The 16,048-nt window shown below is 69.3% G+C and carries 13 protein-coding genes; 12 read left to right on the top strand and 1 reads right to left on the bottom strand.

Translation table 11 applies throughout. The features are described 5' to 3' along the window. Window positions 1–40: 40 nt before the first annotated feature. From DMC61_RS18035 to mpaM, 5 genes are read left to right on the top strand one after another with little or no spacing between them, the layout of a single operon-like run. A complete protein-coding gene (locus DMC61_RS18035) occupies window positions 41–1,267 on the top strand; it encodes a glycosyltransferase (RefSeq protein WP_125690249.1) in 1,227 nt (408 codons plus the stop codon). A 52-nt stretch (window positions 1,268–1,319) separates the two neighbouring features. Continuing rightward, a complete protein-coding gene (locus DMC61_RS18030) occupies window positions 1,320–2,546 on the top strand; it encodes a glycosyltransferase (RefSeq protein ID WP_125690248.1) in 1,227 nt (408 codons plus the stop codon). 25 nt (window positions 2,547–2,571) lie between these two features. Next, window positions 2,572–3,798 (top strand): class I SAM-dependent methyltransferase, encoded by a 1,227-nt coding sequence (locus DMC61_RS18025; protein WP_125690247.1) that lies wholly within the window; start codon window positions 2,572–2,574, stop codon window positions 3,796–3,798. Window positions 3,799–3,803: 5 nt separating this feature from the next. Beyond that, the gene (locus DMC61_RS18020; protein ID WP_125690246.1) at window positions 3,804–4,613 is read left to right on the top strand and encodes a PIG-L deacetylase family protein; all 810 of its coding nucleotides are present in this window, start codon (window positions 3,804–3,806) and stop codon (window positions 4,611–4,613) included. Between the two features lie 52 nt (window positions 4,614–4,665). Next, window positions 4,666–5,520 carry a daptide-type RiPP biosynthesis methyltransferase gene (gene mpaM / locus DMC61_RS18015; RefSeq protein WP_125690245.1) on the top strand — a complete coding sequence of 285 codons (855 nt, stop codon included), beginning with the start codon at window positions 4,666–4,668 and terminating at the stop codon, window positions 5,518–5,520. On the opposite strand, the gene DMC61_RS18010 is transcribed toward mpaM, so the two are convergent. Then, on the bottom strand, window positions 5,501–6,787 hold the full coding sequence (locus DMC61_RS18010) for a PLP-dependent aminotransferase family protein (protein WP_016331884.1): 1,287 nt from the start codon (window positions 6,785–6,787) through the stop codon (window positions 5,501–5,503). The genes mpaM and DMC61_RS18010 overlap by 20 nt on opposite strands. A gap of 248 nt (window positions 6,788–7,035) precedes the next feature. On the opposite strand from DMC61_RS18010, the gene DMC61_RS18005 reads away from it, so the two are divergent. From DMC61_RS18005 to DMC61_RS17975, 7 genes are all read left to right on the top strand, one after another. Next, entirely contained in the window at window positions 7,036–7,866 is an 831-nt protein-coding gene (locus tag DMC61_RS18005; protein ID WP_125690244.1) for an alpha/beta fold hydrolase, read from the top strand. Beyond that, on the top strand, window positions 7,863–9,599 hold the full coding sequence (locus DMC61_RS18000; RefSeq protein WP_125690243.1) for an amino acid adenylation domain-containing protein: 1,737 nt from the start codon (window positions 7,863–7,865) through the stop codon (window positions 9,597–9,599). The genes DMC61_RS18005 and DMC61_RS18000 overlap by 4 nt, the downstream gene beginning before the upstream one ends. Window positions 9,600–9,613: 14 nt before the next feature. Further along, on the top strand, window positions 9,614–10,804 hold the full coding sequence (locus tag DMC61_RS17995; RefSeq protein WP_125690242.1) for a cytochrome P450: 1,191 nt from the start codon (window positions 9,614–9,616) through the stop codon (window positions 10,802–10,804). Between the two features lie 100 nt (window positions 10,805–10,904). Further along, the gene (hppD, locus tag DMC61_RS17990) at window positions 10,905–11,957 is read left to right on the top strand and encodes a 4-hydroxyphenylpyruvate dioxygenase (RefSeq protein ID WP_125690241.1); all 1,053 of its coding nucleotides are present in this window, start codon (window positions 10,905–10,907) and stop codon (window positions 11,955–11,957) included. Further along, window positions 11,954–13,033 carry an alpha-hydroxy acid oxidase gene (locus DMC61_RS17985; protein ID WP_125690240.1) on the top strand — a complete coding sequence of 360 codons (1,080 nt, stop codon included), beginning with the start codon at window positions 11,954–11,956 and terminating at the stop codon, window positions 13,031–13,033. Before hppD ends, DMC61_RS17985 begins: the two co-directional genes overlap by 4 nt. A gap of 31 nt (window positions 13,034–13,064) precedes the next feature. Then, the gene (locus DMC61_RS17980) at window positions 13,065–14,414 is read left to right on the top strand and encodes a cation:proton antiporter (protein ID WP_125690239.1); all 1,350 of its coding nucleotides are present in this window, start codon (window positions 13,065–13,067) and stop codon (window positions 14,412–14,414) included. 226 nt (window positions 14,415–14,640) lie between these two features. Next, window positions 14,641–16,047, top strand: a complete 1,407-nt coding sequence (locus DMC61_RS17975; protein ID WP_125690238.1) for an NDP-hexose 2,3-dehydratase family protein — start codon at window positions 14,641–14,643, stop codon at window positions 16,045–16,047. Window position 16,048: the final 1 nt, after the last annotated feature.

Raw genomic sequence — 16,048 nt, 5'->3', positions numbered from 1 at the left:
GCGGTGCGCCGGTGGTCGAGCACGAAACAGGGGTAGCGAAATGCGTGTGTTGTTGTCGGTGTGCGGAACCCGCGGGGACGTCGAGATCGCGGTGTCGCTGGCGGTCCGGCTGAAGGCGCTCGGCGTCGCGACGCGGATGTGCGCACCGCCCGCCGCCGCCGAGCGGCTGGCCGAGGTCGAGGTGCCGCATGTGCCGGTCGGCCTTCCGCAGCACATGATGCTGCAGGAGGGGATGCCGCCGCCGCCACCGGAGGAGGAGCGGCGGCTCGCGGCCATGACGGTCGAGATGCAGTTCGACGCGATCCCCGCGGCCGCCGAAGGATGCGTGGCGGTGGTGGCGGTCGGCGATCTGGCCGCCGCGACCGGCGTGCGGTCGGTGGCCGAAAAGCTGGGCCTCCCCTTCTTCTACTCCGTCCCGAGCCCGGTCTACCTGGCTTCCCCGCACTTCCCGCCGCCCTATGACGAGCCGACCACCCCGGGCGTGACCGACCACCGGACACTCTGGGAAGAGCGTGCCCACCGGTTCGCGGAACGGTACGGGGACACGCTCAACCGACGGCGGGCCGCGATCGGCCTGCCGCCGGTGGAGGACGTCTTCGGCTACGGCCACGGCGACCGGCCCATCCTGTCGGCGGACCCGGTCCTCGCCCCGTTGCAGCCGGACGTCGACGCCGTGCAGACCGGCGCGTGGATCCTGACCGACGACCGGCCGCTTCCCCCGGAGCTGGAGGCGTTCCTGGCCGCCGGCCCACCGCCGGTGCATGTGGGTTTCGGCAGTTCGTCCGGGAAGGGGATCGCCGCCGCCGCGAAGATCGCCGTCGAGGCGAGCCGTGCCCACGGCCGCCGGGTGATCCTCTCCCGAGGGTGGACCGATCTGCTCCTGCCCGACGACCGGGACGACTGTTTCGCCATCGGCGAGGTGAACTTCCAGGCGCTGTTCCCCCGGGTGGCCGCCGTCATCCACCACGGCAGCGCGGGCACGGAACACGTGGCCACGCGGGCGGGCGTCCCCCAGCTCGTGATCCCCCGGAACACCGACCAGCCGTACTTCGCCGCCAGGGTGGCCGATCTGGGGATCGGTGTGGCGCACGACGGCCCGACGCCGACCTTCGAGTCCCTGTCGGCCGCGCTCACCACGGTCCTGGCGCCGGAGACGCGCGCGCGGGCGCGGGCCGTGGCGGCCATGGCCCAGACCGACGGCGCGGCGGCGGCCGCGGAGCTGGTGCTCGCCGCCGTCGGCGGGAACCAGCCCGCCGTTCCCGCGTGAACCATCAGCGACCGGACGCCGGCCAGAACCGGAGAAAACGGGGAAATACGTGATGCGTGTGTTGTTGGCGACGTGTGGTAGCCGCGGGGACGTCGAACCACTGGTGGCGTTGGCGGTGCGGTTGCGGGAGCGCGGCGCCGAGGTGCGGATGTGCGCGCCGCCGGACTGCGCGGACCGGCTGGCCGAAGTCGACGTGCCGCATCTGCCCCTCGGTGCGTCGGCGCGCCCGTCGGCCGGGCAGGCGAAACCCTTGACGGCCGAGGACATGCTCCGGTTCACGACCGAGACGATCGCCACGCAGTTCGAGCGGATTCCGGCGGCCGCCGAAGGATGCGCCGCGGTGGTGACGACCGGCCTGCTGGCCGCCGCCATCGGCGTGCGGTCGGTGGCCGAAAAGCTGGGCATCCCCTACTTCTATGGCTTCCACTGCCCGAGCTATGTGCCGTCGCCGTACTATGCGCCTCCGCCGCCCCTCGGCGAGCCGCCCGCACCGGACGGGACCGACATCCAGGCGCTGTGGGAGCGCAACAACCAGAGCGCCTACCGGCGGTACGGGGAGCCGCTCAACAGCAGGCGCGCCGCCATCGGCCTGCCGCCAGTGGAGGACATCTTCGGCCACGGCTACACCGATCACCCGTGGATGGCGGCGGACCCGGTACTGGCCCCGCTGCAACCCACGGATCTCGACGCCGTGCAGACCGGGGCGTGGATCCTGCCCGACGAACGACCGATTTCCGCTGAGCTGGAGGCGTTCCTGGACGCCGGCCCACCGCCGGTGTACCTGGGGTTCGGCAGCCTGCGCGCCCCCGCCGACGCCGCGAAGGTGGCCATCGAGGCGATCCGTGCCCATGGCCACCGGGTGATCCTCTCCCGCGGCTGGGCCGATCTGGTCCTGCCCGACGACCGGGAGGACTGTTTCGCCATCGGCGAAGTGAATCAGCAGGTGCTGTTCCGCCGGGTGGCCGCCGTCATCCACCACGGCGGCGCGGGCACGACCCACGTGGCCACGCGGGCGGGCGTCCCCCAGATCCTGGTTCCCCAGATCGCGGACCAGCCCTACTACGCCGCCCGGGTGGCCGAACTGGGGGTCGGTGTGGCGCATGACGGCCCGACCCCGACCTTCGACACGTTGTCGGCGGCGCTCACCACGGCCCTCGCTCCGGAAACGCGCGTGCGAGCGGAAGCCGTAGCGGAAACGGTCCAGACGGACGGGGCCGCGGTGGCCGCGGACCTGTTGTTCGCCGCGGTGACCGGGAACCAGCCCGCCGTTCCCGCCTGATCATCACCAGTACAGAGGAGACCGCATGTCGACCACTTCCCGGTGCCGCATCTGTGACGGCACCGTCACCGAGTTCATCGATCTCGGACGCCAGCCGCTTTCGGACGCGTTCGTGGTTCCCGGCGACGAGAAGAAGGAGTTCTTCTTCCGGCTCGCCACCGGGATCTGTGAGTCCTGCACGATGGTGCAGCTGATGGAAGAGGTCCCGAGGGACCTGATGTTCCACGAGGCGTACCCCTACCACTCGTCCGGATCGTCGGTCATGCGCACGCATTTCCAGGAACTGGCCAAGCGCCTGCTGACCACGGAGCTGACCGGCGAGGACCCGTTCATCGTCGAGCTGGGGTGCAACGACGGCATCATGCTCAAGGCCGTGGCCGAAGCGGGGGTACGCCAGCTCGGTGTGGAACCTTCCGGCGGCGTCGCGGATCTGGCCGCGGCCAAGGGAATCCGCGTCCGCAAGGACTTCTTCGAAGAGGCGACGGCGGCCGACATCCGGGAGAACGACGGCCCCGCCGACGTGATCTACGCGGCCAACACCCTGTGCCACATCCCTTACATGGACTCGATCCTGAAGGGCGTCACCACGTTGCTGCGCCCGAACGGCGTGTTCGTGTTCGAGGACCCGTACCTCGGCGACATCGTGGAGCGCACGTCGTTCGACCAGATCTACGACGAGCATTTCTTCTTCTTCACCGCGCGCTCGGTCCAGGAGATGGCGCGGCGCAACGGTCTCGAACTCGTGGACGTCGAGCGCATCCCGGTGCACGGCGGCGAGGTCCGGTACACCCTCGCCCTCGCCGGGGCCCGTAAGCCGTCCGCGGCCGTGGCGGAACTCCTGGCGTGGGAGGCCGAGCGCAAGCTGGCGGAGTACGCCACGCTGGAACGCTTCGCCGCCAACGTGAAGCAGATCAAGGAAGACCTGATCGCGTTGCTGACCAAGCTCCGCGCCGAGGGCAAGCGCGTCGTGGGCTACGGCGCGACGGCCAAGAGCGCCACGGTGACCAACTTCTGTGGCATCACCCCGGATCTGGTGGAGTTCATCTCGGACACCACCCCGGCCAAGCAGGGCAGGCTCAGCCCCGGACAGCACATCCCGGTTCGCGAGTACCAGGCGTTCGCCGGCGACCACCCGGACTACGCGCTGCTGTTCGCCTGGAACCACGCCGACGAGATCATGAACGCGGAGCAGGCCTTCCGCGACGCCGGCGGGCAGTGGATCCGGTACGTGCCGAACGTGCACGTGAGCTGATCGCCATGACCCGAGACCTCGGCGCGGACCGGATCCTGGCGATCTCCCCTCATCTGGACGACGCGGTCCTGTCCTTCGGGGCGGGCCTCGCCCAGGCGGAACGGGACGGCGCGAAGGTGACCGTCCACACGGTGTTCGCCGGTACCGCGACGCCCCCGTTCTCACCGGCGGCGGACCGGCTGCACTCGATCTGGGGGCTGTCGCCGGACGAGGACGCGTCGCTGCGCCGCCGTGACGAAGACATCGCCGCACTCGGCCACCTGGGGGCCGAGTACCGGCACAGCCGGTTCCTCGACGCCATCTATCGCAAGGCGGCGGACGGCCGGTGGATGGCCGACAACGTGCCAGGACGGCAGAAACTGGCCATCGGACGGCTGTCATCGCAGGCCGATCCGCTGTTCTCCGCGGTGCAGGAGGAAATCGCGTCGGTCGTCCAGGAGTGCGACCCGACGCTGATCCTGACCTGCGCGGCCGCCAGCGGACATATCGACAACGAGATCACCCGGGACGCCACGCTGCTCGTCGCGCGGGAAAGGGAAATCCCGGTGCGGCTGTGGGAAGACCTCCCGCACGCGATGTTCGCTCAAGGGGAAGCCGAACTCCCGGAAGGGTTCCGGCTCGGCGCTCCCGAATTCGCCTCGGTCGAGGCGGACGCGCGGGCGCGGAAATTCGAGGCCCTGCTGCGCTATCCGACGCAGATGCGGATGCTCCACGGGCCGGACAAGGATCTTTTCGCGCAGTTGGACGGGCACGCCGGGAAGAACGGGGTGCGGTCCGGGTACGGCGAAACGACCTGGCCTGTCGTCTCTCGCTGAGACAAGGGCCGGACCAATCCGGAGAAGTACATCGATCAGGGGGGTTGTCCTCATGAGTGATCAGTTGACGCGTGGCCCGTTGCGGACCGCGTACGCCGACGTCCTGCTGGCTTCGGCGGGCGAGCGAGGCGTGCTGTGCGACTTCTACGACGAGGTCGCCGGGGAGATCTACCGGGATCTGGTGCAGGACGGGGACGGTGTCTTGGAAGCGCGGGCGATCGCCGCCCACGTCCGCCCGGGATCCGGACCCGTGCTCGAACTCGCGGCGGGTATGGGCAGACTGACGTTCCCGTTCCTGGATCTCGGCTGGGAGGTGACCGCACTGGAACTGTCCACCGCGGTGATCGCCGCCTTCCGGGACCGGCTGGCCGAGGCGCCGTCGGACGTCCGGGACCGGTGCACGATCGTTCAGGGCGACATGAGCGCCTTCTCACTGGGCAAGCGTTTCGGAACGGTGGTCATCAGCGCGGGATCGGTCAACGTCCTGGCGAGCTCCAGCAGACCGGGCCTGTACGCGTCGGTCCGCGACCATCTCGAGCCCGGCGGAAAACTGTTGTTCGGCGTGCCCAAGCCGCCGCCCGCCCGGCCCGGTCCCGAGTCGCTGGAGCGCAAGCAGGAGTTCACGGGCCGGAGCGGCAGGCGGTACGTGCTGCACGCGAGGGACATCCCGGCGGAGGAGACCCAGGAGATCACCATCCACCCCGCCGACGAGACGGCAGATCCCTTCCTCGTCTGCACGCACCGCATCTGGCATACCGCGGTGGAGCGGGTCGTGGAGGAACTGAAGCTGGCTGGCTTCGACGTGAACGCCCAGAGTACGTTCGCGTCGACCGAGGCCGGCGGGGGTGGCGACGACATGGTGCTGGTGGAGGCGATCCCGCGAGAGGTCACGGCAGACGCGAAGTGATGAGCGCGGCGAGCCTGCTCACGCCCTCCTCGATCAGCTCCGGCGTGAGCAGGCTGATGGACAGCCGGAGCTGGTTGAACCCGTCCTTCCCGCCGTAGAAGTGATGCATCGGGGTGAACAGCACACCGTGGTCGCGGGCGGCGTCCGCCAGCAGCTCGTCGTCGACGATGAAGGGCACGGTGACGGTGACGAAGAACCCGCCCGTCGGGGTGTTCCAGCGGACCCCGGGGCGGTCGCCGAGCCTGCGGTCGAGCTCGCTCAGCGTCAGCTGGAGATTCCGCTGGTAGATCGCGGTTTCCCGGACGTTGGCCTTGGTCAGGCTGTAGTCGTTGAGCAGCAGCTTCCCGGCGATCACCGCCTGCGCGATGGGCGAGGTGTTCACGGTGAGCATGCCCTTGAGCTTCGAGAGCTGGTCGGCGTACAGACCGCCGCCCGCCACCCGCTGATCCGCCACCGCGTAGCCGACCCGGGCGCCGGGCATGCCGGTCTTGGCGAAGGATCCGATGTAGACCACGTTCCCCGACCGGTCGAGCGCTTTCAGCGTGGGGAGGCGCTCGGCGCCGAAGAGCCCGTACGCGTTGTCTTCCAGCAGCAGGATCCCGTGGGCCGCGGCGACTTCGAGGAGCCGGTGGCGGGACGGCAGATCCATGCTGGTGCCGGTGGGGTTGGCGAAGTTGGGGGTCACGTAGCAGGCCCGCACCCGCATGCCCTGTTCGTCGGCGCGCTTCAGCTGGAGGACGAGATCCTCGGGGTCGATGCCGTTCTCGCCGGACCGGACCGGCCAGACCGGCGTGTCGGTGAGCAGCGCCGCCCCGGTCAGGCCGACGTAGGTGGGCGCCGGGGCGAGCAGCACGTCCCGCTCGTTCGCCCGCAGGGTGCGGAGCACCAGGAACATGGCCTCCTGGGCGCCGACGGTGACGACCACCGATTCCGGGGCGGCGTCGATGTTCTCGTCCTCGGCCAGGTTGCGGGCGATGATGTCGGCGATGATGCCCTTCGTGGTGCCGTACTGGAAAAGCGCGCGGGTGACGCCGGCCTCGTCCACTTTCCGGTCGCGCCGGAGATGCTCGCAGTACGCGTCGAGATAATCGTGGATGAGCCGGATGTCGAAAAACTCTTCGTATGGCCGTCCTGCCGCCATGGAAATGGCCACAGGGTATTCGTCGATCAGTTCATTGAGCAGATTCATCGACGAGATGGCCGGATCGGTGAGCGATCCGTGCAGCGTTTCCATGTCCAAATGGGTGGACAAAACGTTCGAATCCATAAATGCTAGGATTTCCACCCGGTGGCGAAGTGTCAAGCGAGGGTGTGGACGCGATTCGGCGCCGATTTTCCTTCATGTCCAGTACCGATTCCTTCCGGATAACGGATCTCCGAAGGTACGGTCACCGCAGTGCGCCGCGTAGCCGGGGATCGCACGTTCCACATCAGACGGAAACCGGTGGCCCGGGTGATTCGCGGCCGCCATGTCGCTGCGCGCCGTGGCTGTGCGGTGAGCGGGGAAGGACCATCATGCTGATGACAACCGAGAACGGGATCCGGTTGTCTTACCACGATCAGGGCAACGGCCCGGCCGTCCTGTTGCTGACCGGCACCGGCGCGCCGAGTTCCGTCTGGGATCTGCACCAGGTTCCCGTGCTCCGCGCCGCCGGATTCCGCGTGATCACCATGGACAACCGCGGGATCCCGCCGAGCGACGAGGGCACGGACGGGTTCACCGTCGACGACCTCGTCGCGGACGTGGCGGCCCTGATCGACTACCTCGACGCCGTGCCGTGCCGCGTGATCGGCACGTCGATGGGTTCGTACGTCGCGCAGGAGCTGGCACTCGCCCGCCCGGAACTGCTGGATTCGGTCCTGCTGATGGCGGCCTGCGGCAAGAGCAGCCTCGTCCAGCGGGAACTCGCGGAAGGCGAAGCGAAGCTGATCGAGCAAGGTATCGAGCTGCCACCGGCCTTCCTCGCCGCCGTCCGGGCCATGCACAACCTGGGGCCCGCGACCCTCGCCGACGACGACCTCGCCGGCGACTGGCTCGACCTGTTCGCCGCGGCGGGATCCTGGGGGCCGGGTGTGCGGCAGCAGCTGCTGCTGAGCGCGTTGCCCGACCGGCTGGACGCCTACCGCTCGATCAAGGTGCCGTGTCACGTCGTCTCGTTCGAACACGACCTCGTGGCGCCGCCGTCCGCCGGACGCGAGCTGGCGGACGCGATCCCCGGCGCGACCCACCGCACGATTCCCGGGTGCGGGCATTTCGGCTACCTGGAGAACCCGGAGGCGGTGAACCGGGAGCTGATCCGGTTCCTCCGCACCGAATCCCGCGAGACACTGGGGGAGACCGCATGACCGTCCTTTCGGCGGCCACGACACCGGCCCTGTTCGAGGCGACCGCAGCCGTGCTGCCGGATCGCCCGGCGGTGGCGATGGACAACACCACACTCACCTACGCCGAACTCAACGGCGAAGCCAACCGGCTCGCGCGACGGCTCGTGGCGCACGGCGTGGGCCCGGAGCGGCTGGTCGCGCTGGCCATGCCGAGGTCGATCGAGTTCGTCATCGCGATCCTGGCCGTGCACAAGGCGGGCGCCGCGTACGTGCCGGTCGACCCGGACTATCCGGAGGAACGCAAACGCCACATGCTGGACGACACGGCGGCGCAGCTCGTGCTGTGCCTGCCGGGGCAGGACGTGCCCGGGGACGGCGTCGTCCTGAGCGTGGAACGGGAACCGGGTCTGTCCGAGCCGAACCTGGACGACGGGGACCGCCTCGGCCCGTTGCTGCACGACCATCCCGCGTACGTCATCTACACCTCGGGCTCGACCGGGAAACCGAAGGGCGTGCTGGTCACGCATCGCGGCATCCCGAACCTGGCCGACGACTACGTGCGCCGCCAGGAACTGGTGCCGGACAGCAGGTTGCTGGCCTTCGCCTCGCCGAGCTTCGACGCCGCGGTCGCCGAGTTCTGGCCGATCTGGCAGGCCGGTGGCTGTCTCGTGCTGGCCTCCGCGCCGGACCTGGTCCCCGGTGAGCCGCTCGGGAGACTGGTGCGCGAGCAGGGGATCACCCACATCACGCTGCCGCCGTCGGCGCTGGCGCCGCTGGAGGAGGCGGGCGGCCTGCCCGCCGGGCTGACCCTCCTGGTGGCGGGCGAGGCGTGCCCGGCACCGGTGGCCAAACGCTGGTCCATGGACCGCGTGATGATCAACGCCTACGGCCCCACCGAAGTCACCGTGGCGGTGACCGCGAGCGAACCGCTGTCCGGTGAGGAGACCCCGCCGATCGGCAGGCCGATCACCGGTGTGCGCACCTATGTCCTGGACGAACTGCTGCGGCCCGTCCCGGACGGGGACGTGGGCGAGCTGTACACGATGGGTCCCGGCCTCGCCCGCGGATATCTCAGGCGGCCCGCCGCGACCGCGGAGCGGTTCCTGCCGGATCCGTTCGGCGAACCGGGCGGGCGGATGTACCGCACCGGCGACCGGGTGCGGCGGCGTCCGGACGGCCAGTTCGTCTTCGTCGGCCGCGTCGACGACCAGGTGAAGGTCCGCGGTCACCGGATCGAACCGGGCGAGGTGGAGTCCGCCCTGCTCGCCGTGGACAAGGTGGCCCAGGCGGTGGTGACCGCGCACGACAACCGGCTCGTCGCCTACGTCGTCGGCGCCGGGGGCGAACGCGTGACGGCCGAAGAGCTCCTCCCGCCCCTGCGGGAGCGGATGCCGTCCTACCTGGTCCCCGACGTGGTCGTCAGCCTGCCGAGACTGCCGGTCTCGCCGAACGGCAAGGTCGACCGGACCGCCCTGCCCACCCCGGAAGAGGAGAGCGCCGAACGCGCGGCGTCGGGACGGGCGCCGAGCACACCGACGGAAATCCTTCTCGCCGAACTGTTCGCCGACGTGCTCGGTGTCGCCAGCGTCGGGGTCGAGGACAGCTTCTTCGAGATCGGCGGTCATTCGCTGCTCGCGACCCGGGTGGTGAGCCGGATCCGCGAAAGCCTGAAGATCCGGCTGAGAGTGCAGGCCTTCTTCGACGCGCCGACCGTGGCACAGCTCGCCAAGGTGCTCGACGGCGCACTCACCTGACCTGGAGAACCTTCATGCAGACGACGAAAACCGTCGACCTCGGCGATCCCGATCTGTACACGACCCTCGACCGGCACGCCCGCTGGCGCGAGTACGCGGCGGAAGACGCGATGGTGTGGAGTGAGCCGGGCAGTTCACCCGGCGGCTTCTGGTCGGTGTTCTCGCACCGGGCGTGCGCCGCGGTGCTCGGCCCGTCCGCCCCGTTCACCTCCGAGTACGGGATGATGATCGGCTTCGACCGCGAGCACCCGGACAATTCCGGGGGCCAGATGATGGTGGTGTCCGAACAGGACCAGCACCGCAAACTGCGGAAGCTGGTGGGACCGCTGCTTTCCCGGGCGGCGGCGCGGAAACTGTCGGACCGGGTGCGGACCGAGGTGCGCGGCGTGCTCGACCGGGTGCTCGACGGCGAGGTGTGCGACGTCGCCGCGGAGATCGGCCCGCGTATCCCCGCCGCGGTCGTCTGCGAGATCCTCGGCGTGCCCGCCGAGGACCAGGACATGCTCATCGACCTGACCAATCACGCGTTCGGCGGCGAGGACGAGCTGTTCGACGGGATGACGCCGCGTCAGGCGCACACCGAGATCCTCGTCTACTTCGACGAACTGATCAGCGCTCGCCGCGCGAACCCCGGCGACGACCTCGTCAGCACGTTGCTGTCCGACGGCGAACTCTCGATCGACGACGTGGTGCTCAACTGCGACAACGTGCTGATCGGCGGTAACGAGACCACCCGGCACGCGATCACCGGCGCGGTGCACGCTTTCGCCGCCGTGCCGGGACTTCTGGACCGGGTGCGGGACGGCGACCTCGACGTCGACCCCGTCGTGGACGAGGTGCTGCGCTGGACCTCGCCCGCGATGCACGTGCTGCGGGTGACGACCGGCGAAGTCACGCTCAACGGCCGTGACCTCGAAGCCGGCACGCCGGTGGTCGCGTGGCTGCCCGCCGCGAACCGGGATCCCGCCGTGTTCGAGGAACCGGACACGTTCCGGCCGGGGCGGAAACCCAACCGGCACATCGCTTTCGGGCACGGCATGCACCACTGCCTCGGCTCCGCGCTCGCGCGGATCGAGCTGGCGGTCGTGCTGCGGGAGGTGGCCGGCCGGGTGTCACGTGTGGAGCTGGAGAAGGAACCGGCCTGGCTGCGCGCGATCGTCGTGCAGGGGTACCGGGAACTCCCGGTGCGGTTCACCGGACGCTGAGTCCTATGTGGACGAAAGTGTCAAACGGACACCATTGATGCGCAAAAGGATGCGGGTCATCCTTTGATCGAGGGTTACATCTATTCCACGGAGGAATGCCTTGTCTTCTCAGGAAAGCACGCAGAATTTCGAGATCGACTATGTGGAAATGTACGTCGCCAACCTCGAGGCGGCCGCGTCCGGCTGGATGGACAAGTACGGCTTCTCCGTCACCGCCACCGACCGGTCGGCCGACCACCGGAGCGTGACGCTGCGGCACAGCGCGATCGCGCTGGTGCTGACCGAGCCGCTGTCGGACCGGCACCCCGGGGCGACCTACCTGCAGACCCACGGTGACGGGGTGGCCGACATCGCGCTGCGCACCCCCGACGTCGCCGCCGCTTTCGAGGCCGCGGTGAAGGCGGGCGCGGAACCCGTCCGCGAGCCGGAGAAGCGGGCGGACTCGGTCGTCACGGCCACCGTCAGCGGTTTCGGCGATGTCGTGCACACCCTGATCCAGAGCGACGCCGCCGAGGAGACCCCGCGCGGCAAGGGCGGCGTGGAGCTGGGCGTGATCGACCACTTCGCGGTCTGCCTCAACGCCGGCGACCTCGGCCCCACGGTGGCGTTCTACGAGCGCGCGCTCGGCTTCAAGCAGATCTTCGAAGAGCACATCGTGGTCGGCGCGCAGGCGATGAACTCCACCGTCGTGCAGAGCACGTCGGGCGCGGTCACCCTCACCCTGATCGAGCCGGACAAGACCGCCGACCCCGGCCAGATCGACGACTTCATCAAGGAGCACCACGGATCCGGCGTCCAGCACATCGCCTTCACCAGCCCGGACGCGGTCCGCGCGGTCAAGGAGCTTTCCGCGCGCGGCGTGGAATTCCTGAAGACCCCGGACGCCTACTACGACCTGCTCGGCGAGCGGATCGAGCTGGAGACGCACTCGCTGGACGATCTGCGCGAGACGAAGCTGCTCGCCGACGAGGACCACGGCGGCCAGCTGTTCCAGATCTTCACCGCCTCCACGCATCCGCGTAAGACGATCTTCTTCGAAATCATCGAGCGCCAAGGCGCGGGGACCTTCGGCAGCTCCAACATCAAGGCCCTGTACGAAGCCGTGGAGCTGGAGCGCACCGGGCAGAGCAAGCTCGGCCCCGCCCGTCGATGACCCACGTCTGTCTCGACGACCTCGAGCGCGCGGCACGCGATGTCCTCTCCGGCGAGAACTGGGATTTTCTCGCCGGGGGCAGCGGCGCGGAAGCCTCCTTGGAGGCCAACCGCGCCGCGCTCGAGCGGATCTTCGTGATCCCCCGGGTATTGCGTGAGCTGACCGGCGGCACCGTCGAGGCCGAACTCCTCGGCGGTCGCGCCGCGCTGCCGCTGGCGGTCGCGCCCGTCGCGTACCAGCGGTTGTTCCACCCCGAAGGCGAACTCGCCGCGGCACGCGCCGCCCGGGACGCGGGTGTGCCGTACACCATCTGCACGCTGAGCAGTGTCCCGCTGGAGGAGATCGCGGCCGTCGGCGGACGGCCGTGGTTCCAGCTGTACTGGCTGCGGGACGAGAAACGCTCGCTCGACCTCGTCCGCCGCGCGGAGGACGCCGGCTGCGAGGCGATCGTGTTCACCGTCGACGTGCCGTGGATGGGACGACGGCTTCGGGACATGCGGAACGGCTTCGCGCTGCCGGATTCCGTGACCGCGGCCAATTTCGACGCCGGGGCGGCCGCGCACCGCCGCACTCACGGCCGGTCGGCGGTGGCGGAGCACACCGCGCGCGAATTCGCCCCGGCGACCTGGGAATCCGTCGAAGCGGTCCGTGCGCACACGGATCTCCCGGTGGTGCTCAAAGGAATCCTGGCGGTCGAGGACGCGAGCCGCGCCGTCGACGCGGGCGCCGCCGGGATCGTGGTGTCCAACCACGGAGGCAGGCAGTTGGACGGCGCCGTGCCGGGGATCGAGATGCTGGGCGAGATCGCCGCCACCCTTTCCGGCTGGCCGGGCGAACTGCTGCTCGACGGCGGGATCCGCGGTGGCGGCGACATCCTCAAGGCGATCGCGCTGGGGGCGTCGGGTGTCCTGGTCGGACGGCCTGCCATGTGGGGACTCGCCGCGGGCGGGGAGGACGGCGTCCGGCAGGTGCTCGACCTGCTCACCGTCGAATTCCGGAACGCCCTGGGCCTCGCGGGCTGCGACTCGGTGGACGCGGCCCGGCGGCTGGGCACGAGGGTCTCCCGCCGCGGCTGACGCCGTTGCCATTCTTACCCGAAGGAGGAAGGTGCTTCTCTCGCTTCCGGCGCCGGTCGCCCCGATCGCCGCCCACAGTCTCCTGCTGTTCTTGCTGCAGGTCGGTTCGCTGCTCCTGCTCGCCGTCGTCTTCGGACGGCTGGCCGCCCGGTTCGGGATGCCCGCCGTGGTCGGCGAACTGCTGGTCGGGGTGCTCCTCGGCCCGTCGTTGCTGGCATGGGCCGCACCGGGGCTGCACGGGTGGCTTTTCCCCGCCGTCACCGAGCAGTACCACCTTCTCGACGCCGTCGGGCAGATCGGTGTCATCCTCCTGGTCGGTTTCACCGGTATGCAGATGGACATGGGCCTGCTCCGGCGGCGGCGTGCCGCGGCGGCCGGAGTGGGCCTCGGCGGCCTGATCGTCCCGCTCGGACTGGGCATCGGCGCGGGTTACGTACTGCCCAAGATGCTGGTTCCCGAAGGCACGGACAGCACCGTCTTCGCGCTTTTCCTCGGCGTCGCGTTGTGCGTCAGCGCCATCCCGGTCATCGCCAAAACGCTGATGGACATGAAACTGCTGCACCGCAACGTCGGGCAGCTCACGCTGGCGGCCGGCGCGATCGAGGACGCCTTCGGCTGGTTCATGCTGTCGGTCGTCAGCGCGATGGCGGTCACCGCCGTGTCCGCGGGTGCCGTGCTGATCTCGCTCGGCTACCTGGCCGGCGTCGTCGTCTTCGCCCTCACCATCGGCAGGCCGCTGGTCCGGGGCGTCATGCGCACCGCGGCCCGATCCGACGGTGCGGGGCTCACCGTCTCCGCCGCCGTCGTCCTGATCTTCCTGGCCTCGGCCGGGACGCAGGCCCTCGGTCTGGAGGCGATCTTCGGTGCCTTCCTCTGCGGCATTCTGATCAACACCGCGGGCAAGGTGGATCCCGTCAAACTGGCGCCGCTGCGCACCGTCGTCCTGGCGGTCTTCGCGCCGATCTTCTTCGCCACGGCTGGATTGCGGATGGATCTCACCGCGCTGATCCGCCCGCAGGTCCTGCTCACCGGGCTCGCGGTGCTCGCGCTGGCCATCATCGGCAAGTTCGTCGGCGCGTACGCCGGCGCCCGGATCAGCGGCTTGAACAAATGGGAAGGGCTCGCGCTCGGCGCGGGACTGAACGCGCGGGGCGTCATCGAGATCGTGGTCGCCATGGTGGGGCTGCGGCTGGGCATTCTCAGCGTCGAGATCTACACGATCATCATCCTCGTCGCGATCGTCACTTCGCTGATGACGCCGCCGATCCTGCGGTTCGCGATGAAGCGGGTGGAACAGACCGCCGAGGAGGAGGTGCGGGAGACCGAGCACCGGGCTTGGGCCGCGGAACCGGCGAAGAACGAGCAGGAACATTCGCTCTAGCGCCCCGCCTTCTTTGCCTTTGGCCGTTGCTGTCCTGTGTGGGCTGAAGGCTCCCTTCGCCGCGTCTGATGCGACGAAAGGAGCCTTCACCACACCGCCGGCCGAACCCGGCCCGCAAGGGGATTGGACGATCTGGACCGTTCCGCCGGACCGAAGTTACCTTTCCGTCAGGGCGCGGAGCGTTGGAAGCGAAATTTCCGTTGGCACGCAAAGGGGATAGACGGCCATGACAAGGAGTCCTTCGACGCTGGTGCGCCCCCGCGACGGCCAGGATCACGCGGACCGTGTCGCCTTGTCCGCCGCGACCACCGATGGCGTGCACATGCGGACCGCCGACGTCCGCGCGTGGATCGCCGAACGCCGTGAGGCCAACGTCTTCCACGTCGAACGCATTCCGTTCGCCGCGCTGGATCAATGGGGTTTCGAGAACGGGACCGGCAACATCGCGCACCGGAGCGGACGGTTCTTCACCATCGAAGGGCTGCACGTGGTCGAGGCCGACGGCCCGCACGGCGACGGTCCCTACCGCGAATGGCAGCAGCCCGTCATCAAACAGGCCGAAGTCGGCATCCTCGGCATCCTGGCCAAGGAGTTCGACGGCGTCCTGCATTTCCTGATGCAGGCCAAGATGGAGCCGGGGAACCCCAATCTGGTCCAGCTGTCGCCGACCGTGCAGGCCACGCGCAGCAATTACACCAAGGCGCACGGCGGCACGAACGTCAAGCTGATCGAGTACTTCGCGCCGCCGGACCCCGAGCGGGTCATCGTCGACGTGCTCCAGGCGGAACAGGGGTCGTGGTTCCTCCAGAAGTCCAATCGCAACATGATCGTCGAGACCGCCGACGAAGTGCCGCTGTGGGACGACTTCTGCTGGCTCACCCTCGGGCAGATCGCGGAGCTGATGCACGAGGACGAGACGATCAACATGAACGCCAGGAGCGTGCTGTCGTGCCTGCCGTACCACGACAAGGCTCCCGGTGCCATGTTCTCCGACGTCCAGCTCCTGTCGTGGTTCACGAACGAGCGGTCGCGGCACGACGTGCGCGCCCGCCGCATCCCGCTCAAGGACGTGCGCGACTGGAAGCAGGGTGCCGAGGCGATCGAGCACGAGGACGGCCGCTACTTCAGGGTCCTCGCGGTCGCGGTGAAAGGCAGCAACCGCGAGAAGGTCACCTGGACCCAGCCGTTGATCGAATCCGTCGGGATGGGCCTCGTCGCGTTCCTCATGCGTGACTTCGGCGGCGTTCCGCACGTTCTGGCGCACGCCCGCGCCGACGGCGGGTTCCTGGACACGGTCGAGCTGGCGCCGACCGTCCAGTGCACGCCGCAGAACTACCTGCATCTGCCCGCCGAGCAACGGCCGCCCTTCCTCGACCTGGTCCTCGGCGCCCCGCGATCGCGGATCCGGTACGAGGCGATACATTCCGAAGAAGGCGGCCGTTTCCTCAGCGTCCAGGCGCGTTATTTGGCGATCGAGGCGGACGACACGGTCGAGCCTCCGCCCGGCTACGCCTGGATCACTCCGGGGCAGCTCACCGCGCTCACCCGGCACGGGCACTACGTCAACGTCGAGGCCCGCACGCTGCTCGCCTGCCTCAACGCCGCGGCCGCGCAGCCACGGGGCGGTGCCTGAG

This window comes from Amycolatopsis sp. WAC 04169, assembly GCF_003947535.1.
Taxonomy (GTDB): Bacteria; Actinomycetota; Actinomycetes; order Mycobacteriales; family Pseudonocardiaceae; genus Amycolatopsis; species Amycolatopsis keratiniphila.
Note: the sequence above shows the minus strand (reverse complement) of the source record. Positions and strands in the feature narration are given on the sequence as shown.

Bases quoted from the DNA above. Each gene is read 5' to 3' on its own strand.
- DMC61_RS18025 (WP_125690247.1), top strand. From the start codon at position 2,572: ATGTCGACCACTTCCCGGTGCCGCATCTGTGACGGCACCGTCACCGAG.
- DMC61_RS18030 (WP_125690248.1), top strand. From the start codon at position 1,320: ATGCGTGTGTTGTTGGCGACGTGTGGTAGCCGCGGGGACGTCGAACCA.
- mpaM (WP_125690245.1), top strand. From the start codon at position 4,666: ATGAGTGATCAGTTGACGCGTGGCCCGTTGCGGACCGCGTACGCCGAC.
- DMC61_RS18020 (WP_125690246.1), top strand. From the start codon at position 3,804: ATGACCCGAGACCTCGGCGCGGACCGGATCCTGGCGATCTCCCCTCAT.
- DMC61_RS18000 (WP_125690243.1), top strand. From the start codon at position 7,863: ATGACCGTCCTTTCGGCGGCCACGACACCGGCCCTGTTCGAGGCGACC.
- DMC61_RS17975 (WP_125690238.1), top strand. From the start codon at position 14,641: ATGACAAGGAGTCCTTCGACGCTGGTGCGCCCCCGCGACGGCCAGGAT.
- DMC61_RS18005 (WP_125690244.1), top strand. From the start codon at position 7,036: ATGCTGATGACAACCGAGAACGGGATCCGGTTGTCTTACCACGATCAG.
- DMC61_RS17985 (WP_125690240.1), top strand. From the start codon at position 11,954: ATGACCCACGTCTGTCTCGACGACCTCGAGCGCGCGGCACGCGATGTC.
- DMC61_RS18035 (WP_125690249.1), top strand. From the start codon at position 41: ATGCGTGTGTTGTTGTCGGTGTGCGGAACCCGCGGGGACGTCGAGATC.
- DMC61_RS18010 (WP_016331884.1), bottom strand. From the start codon at position 6,787: ATGGATTCGAACGTTTTGTCCACCCATTTGGACATGGAAACGCTGCAC.
- DMC61_RS17995 (WP_125690242.1), top strand. From the start codon at position 9,614: ATGCAGACGACGAAAACCGTCGACCTCGGCGATCCCGATCTGTACACG.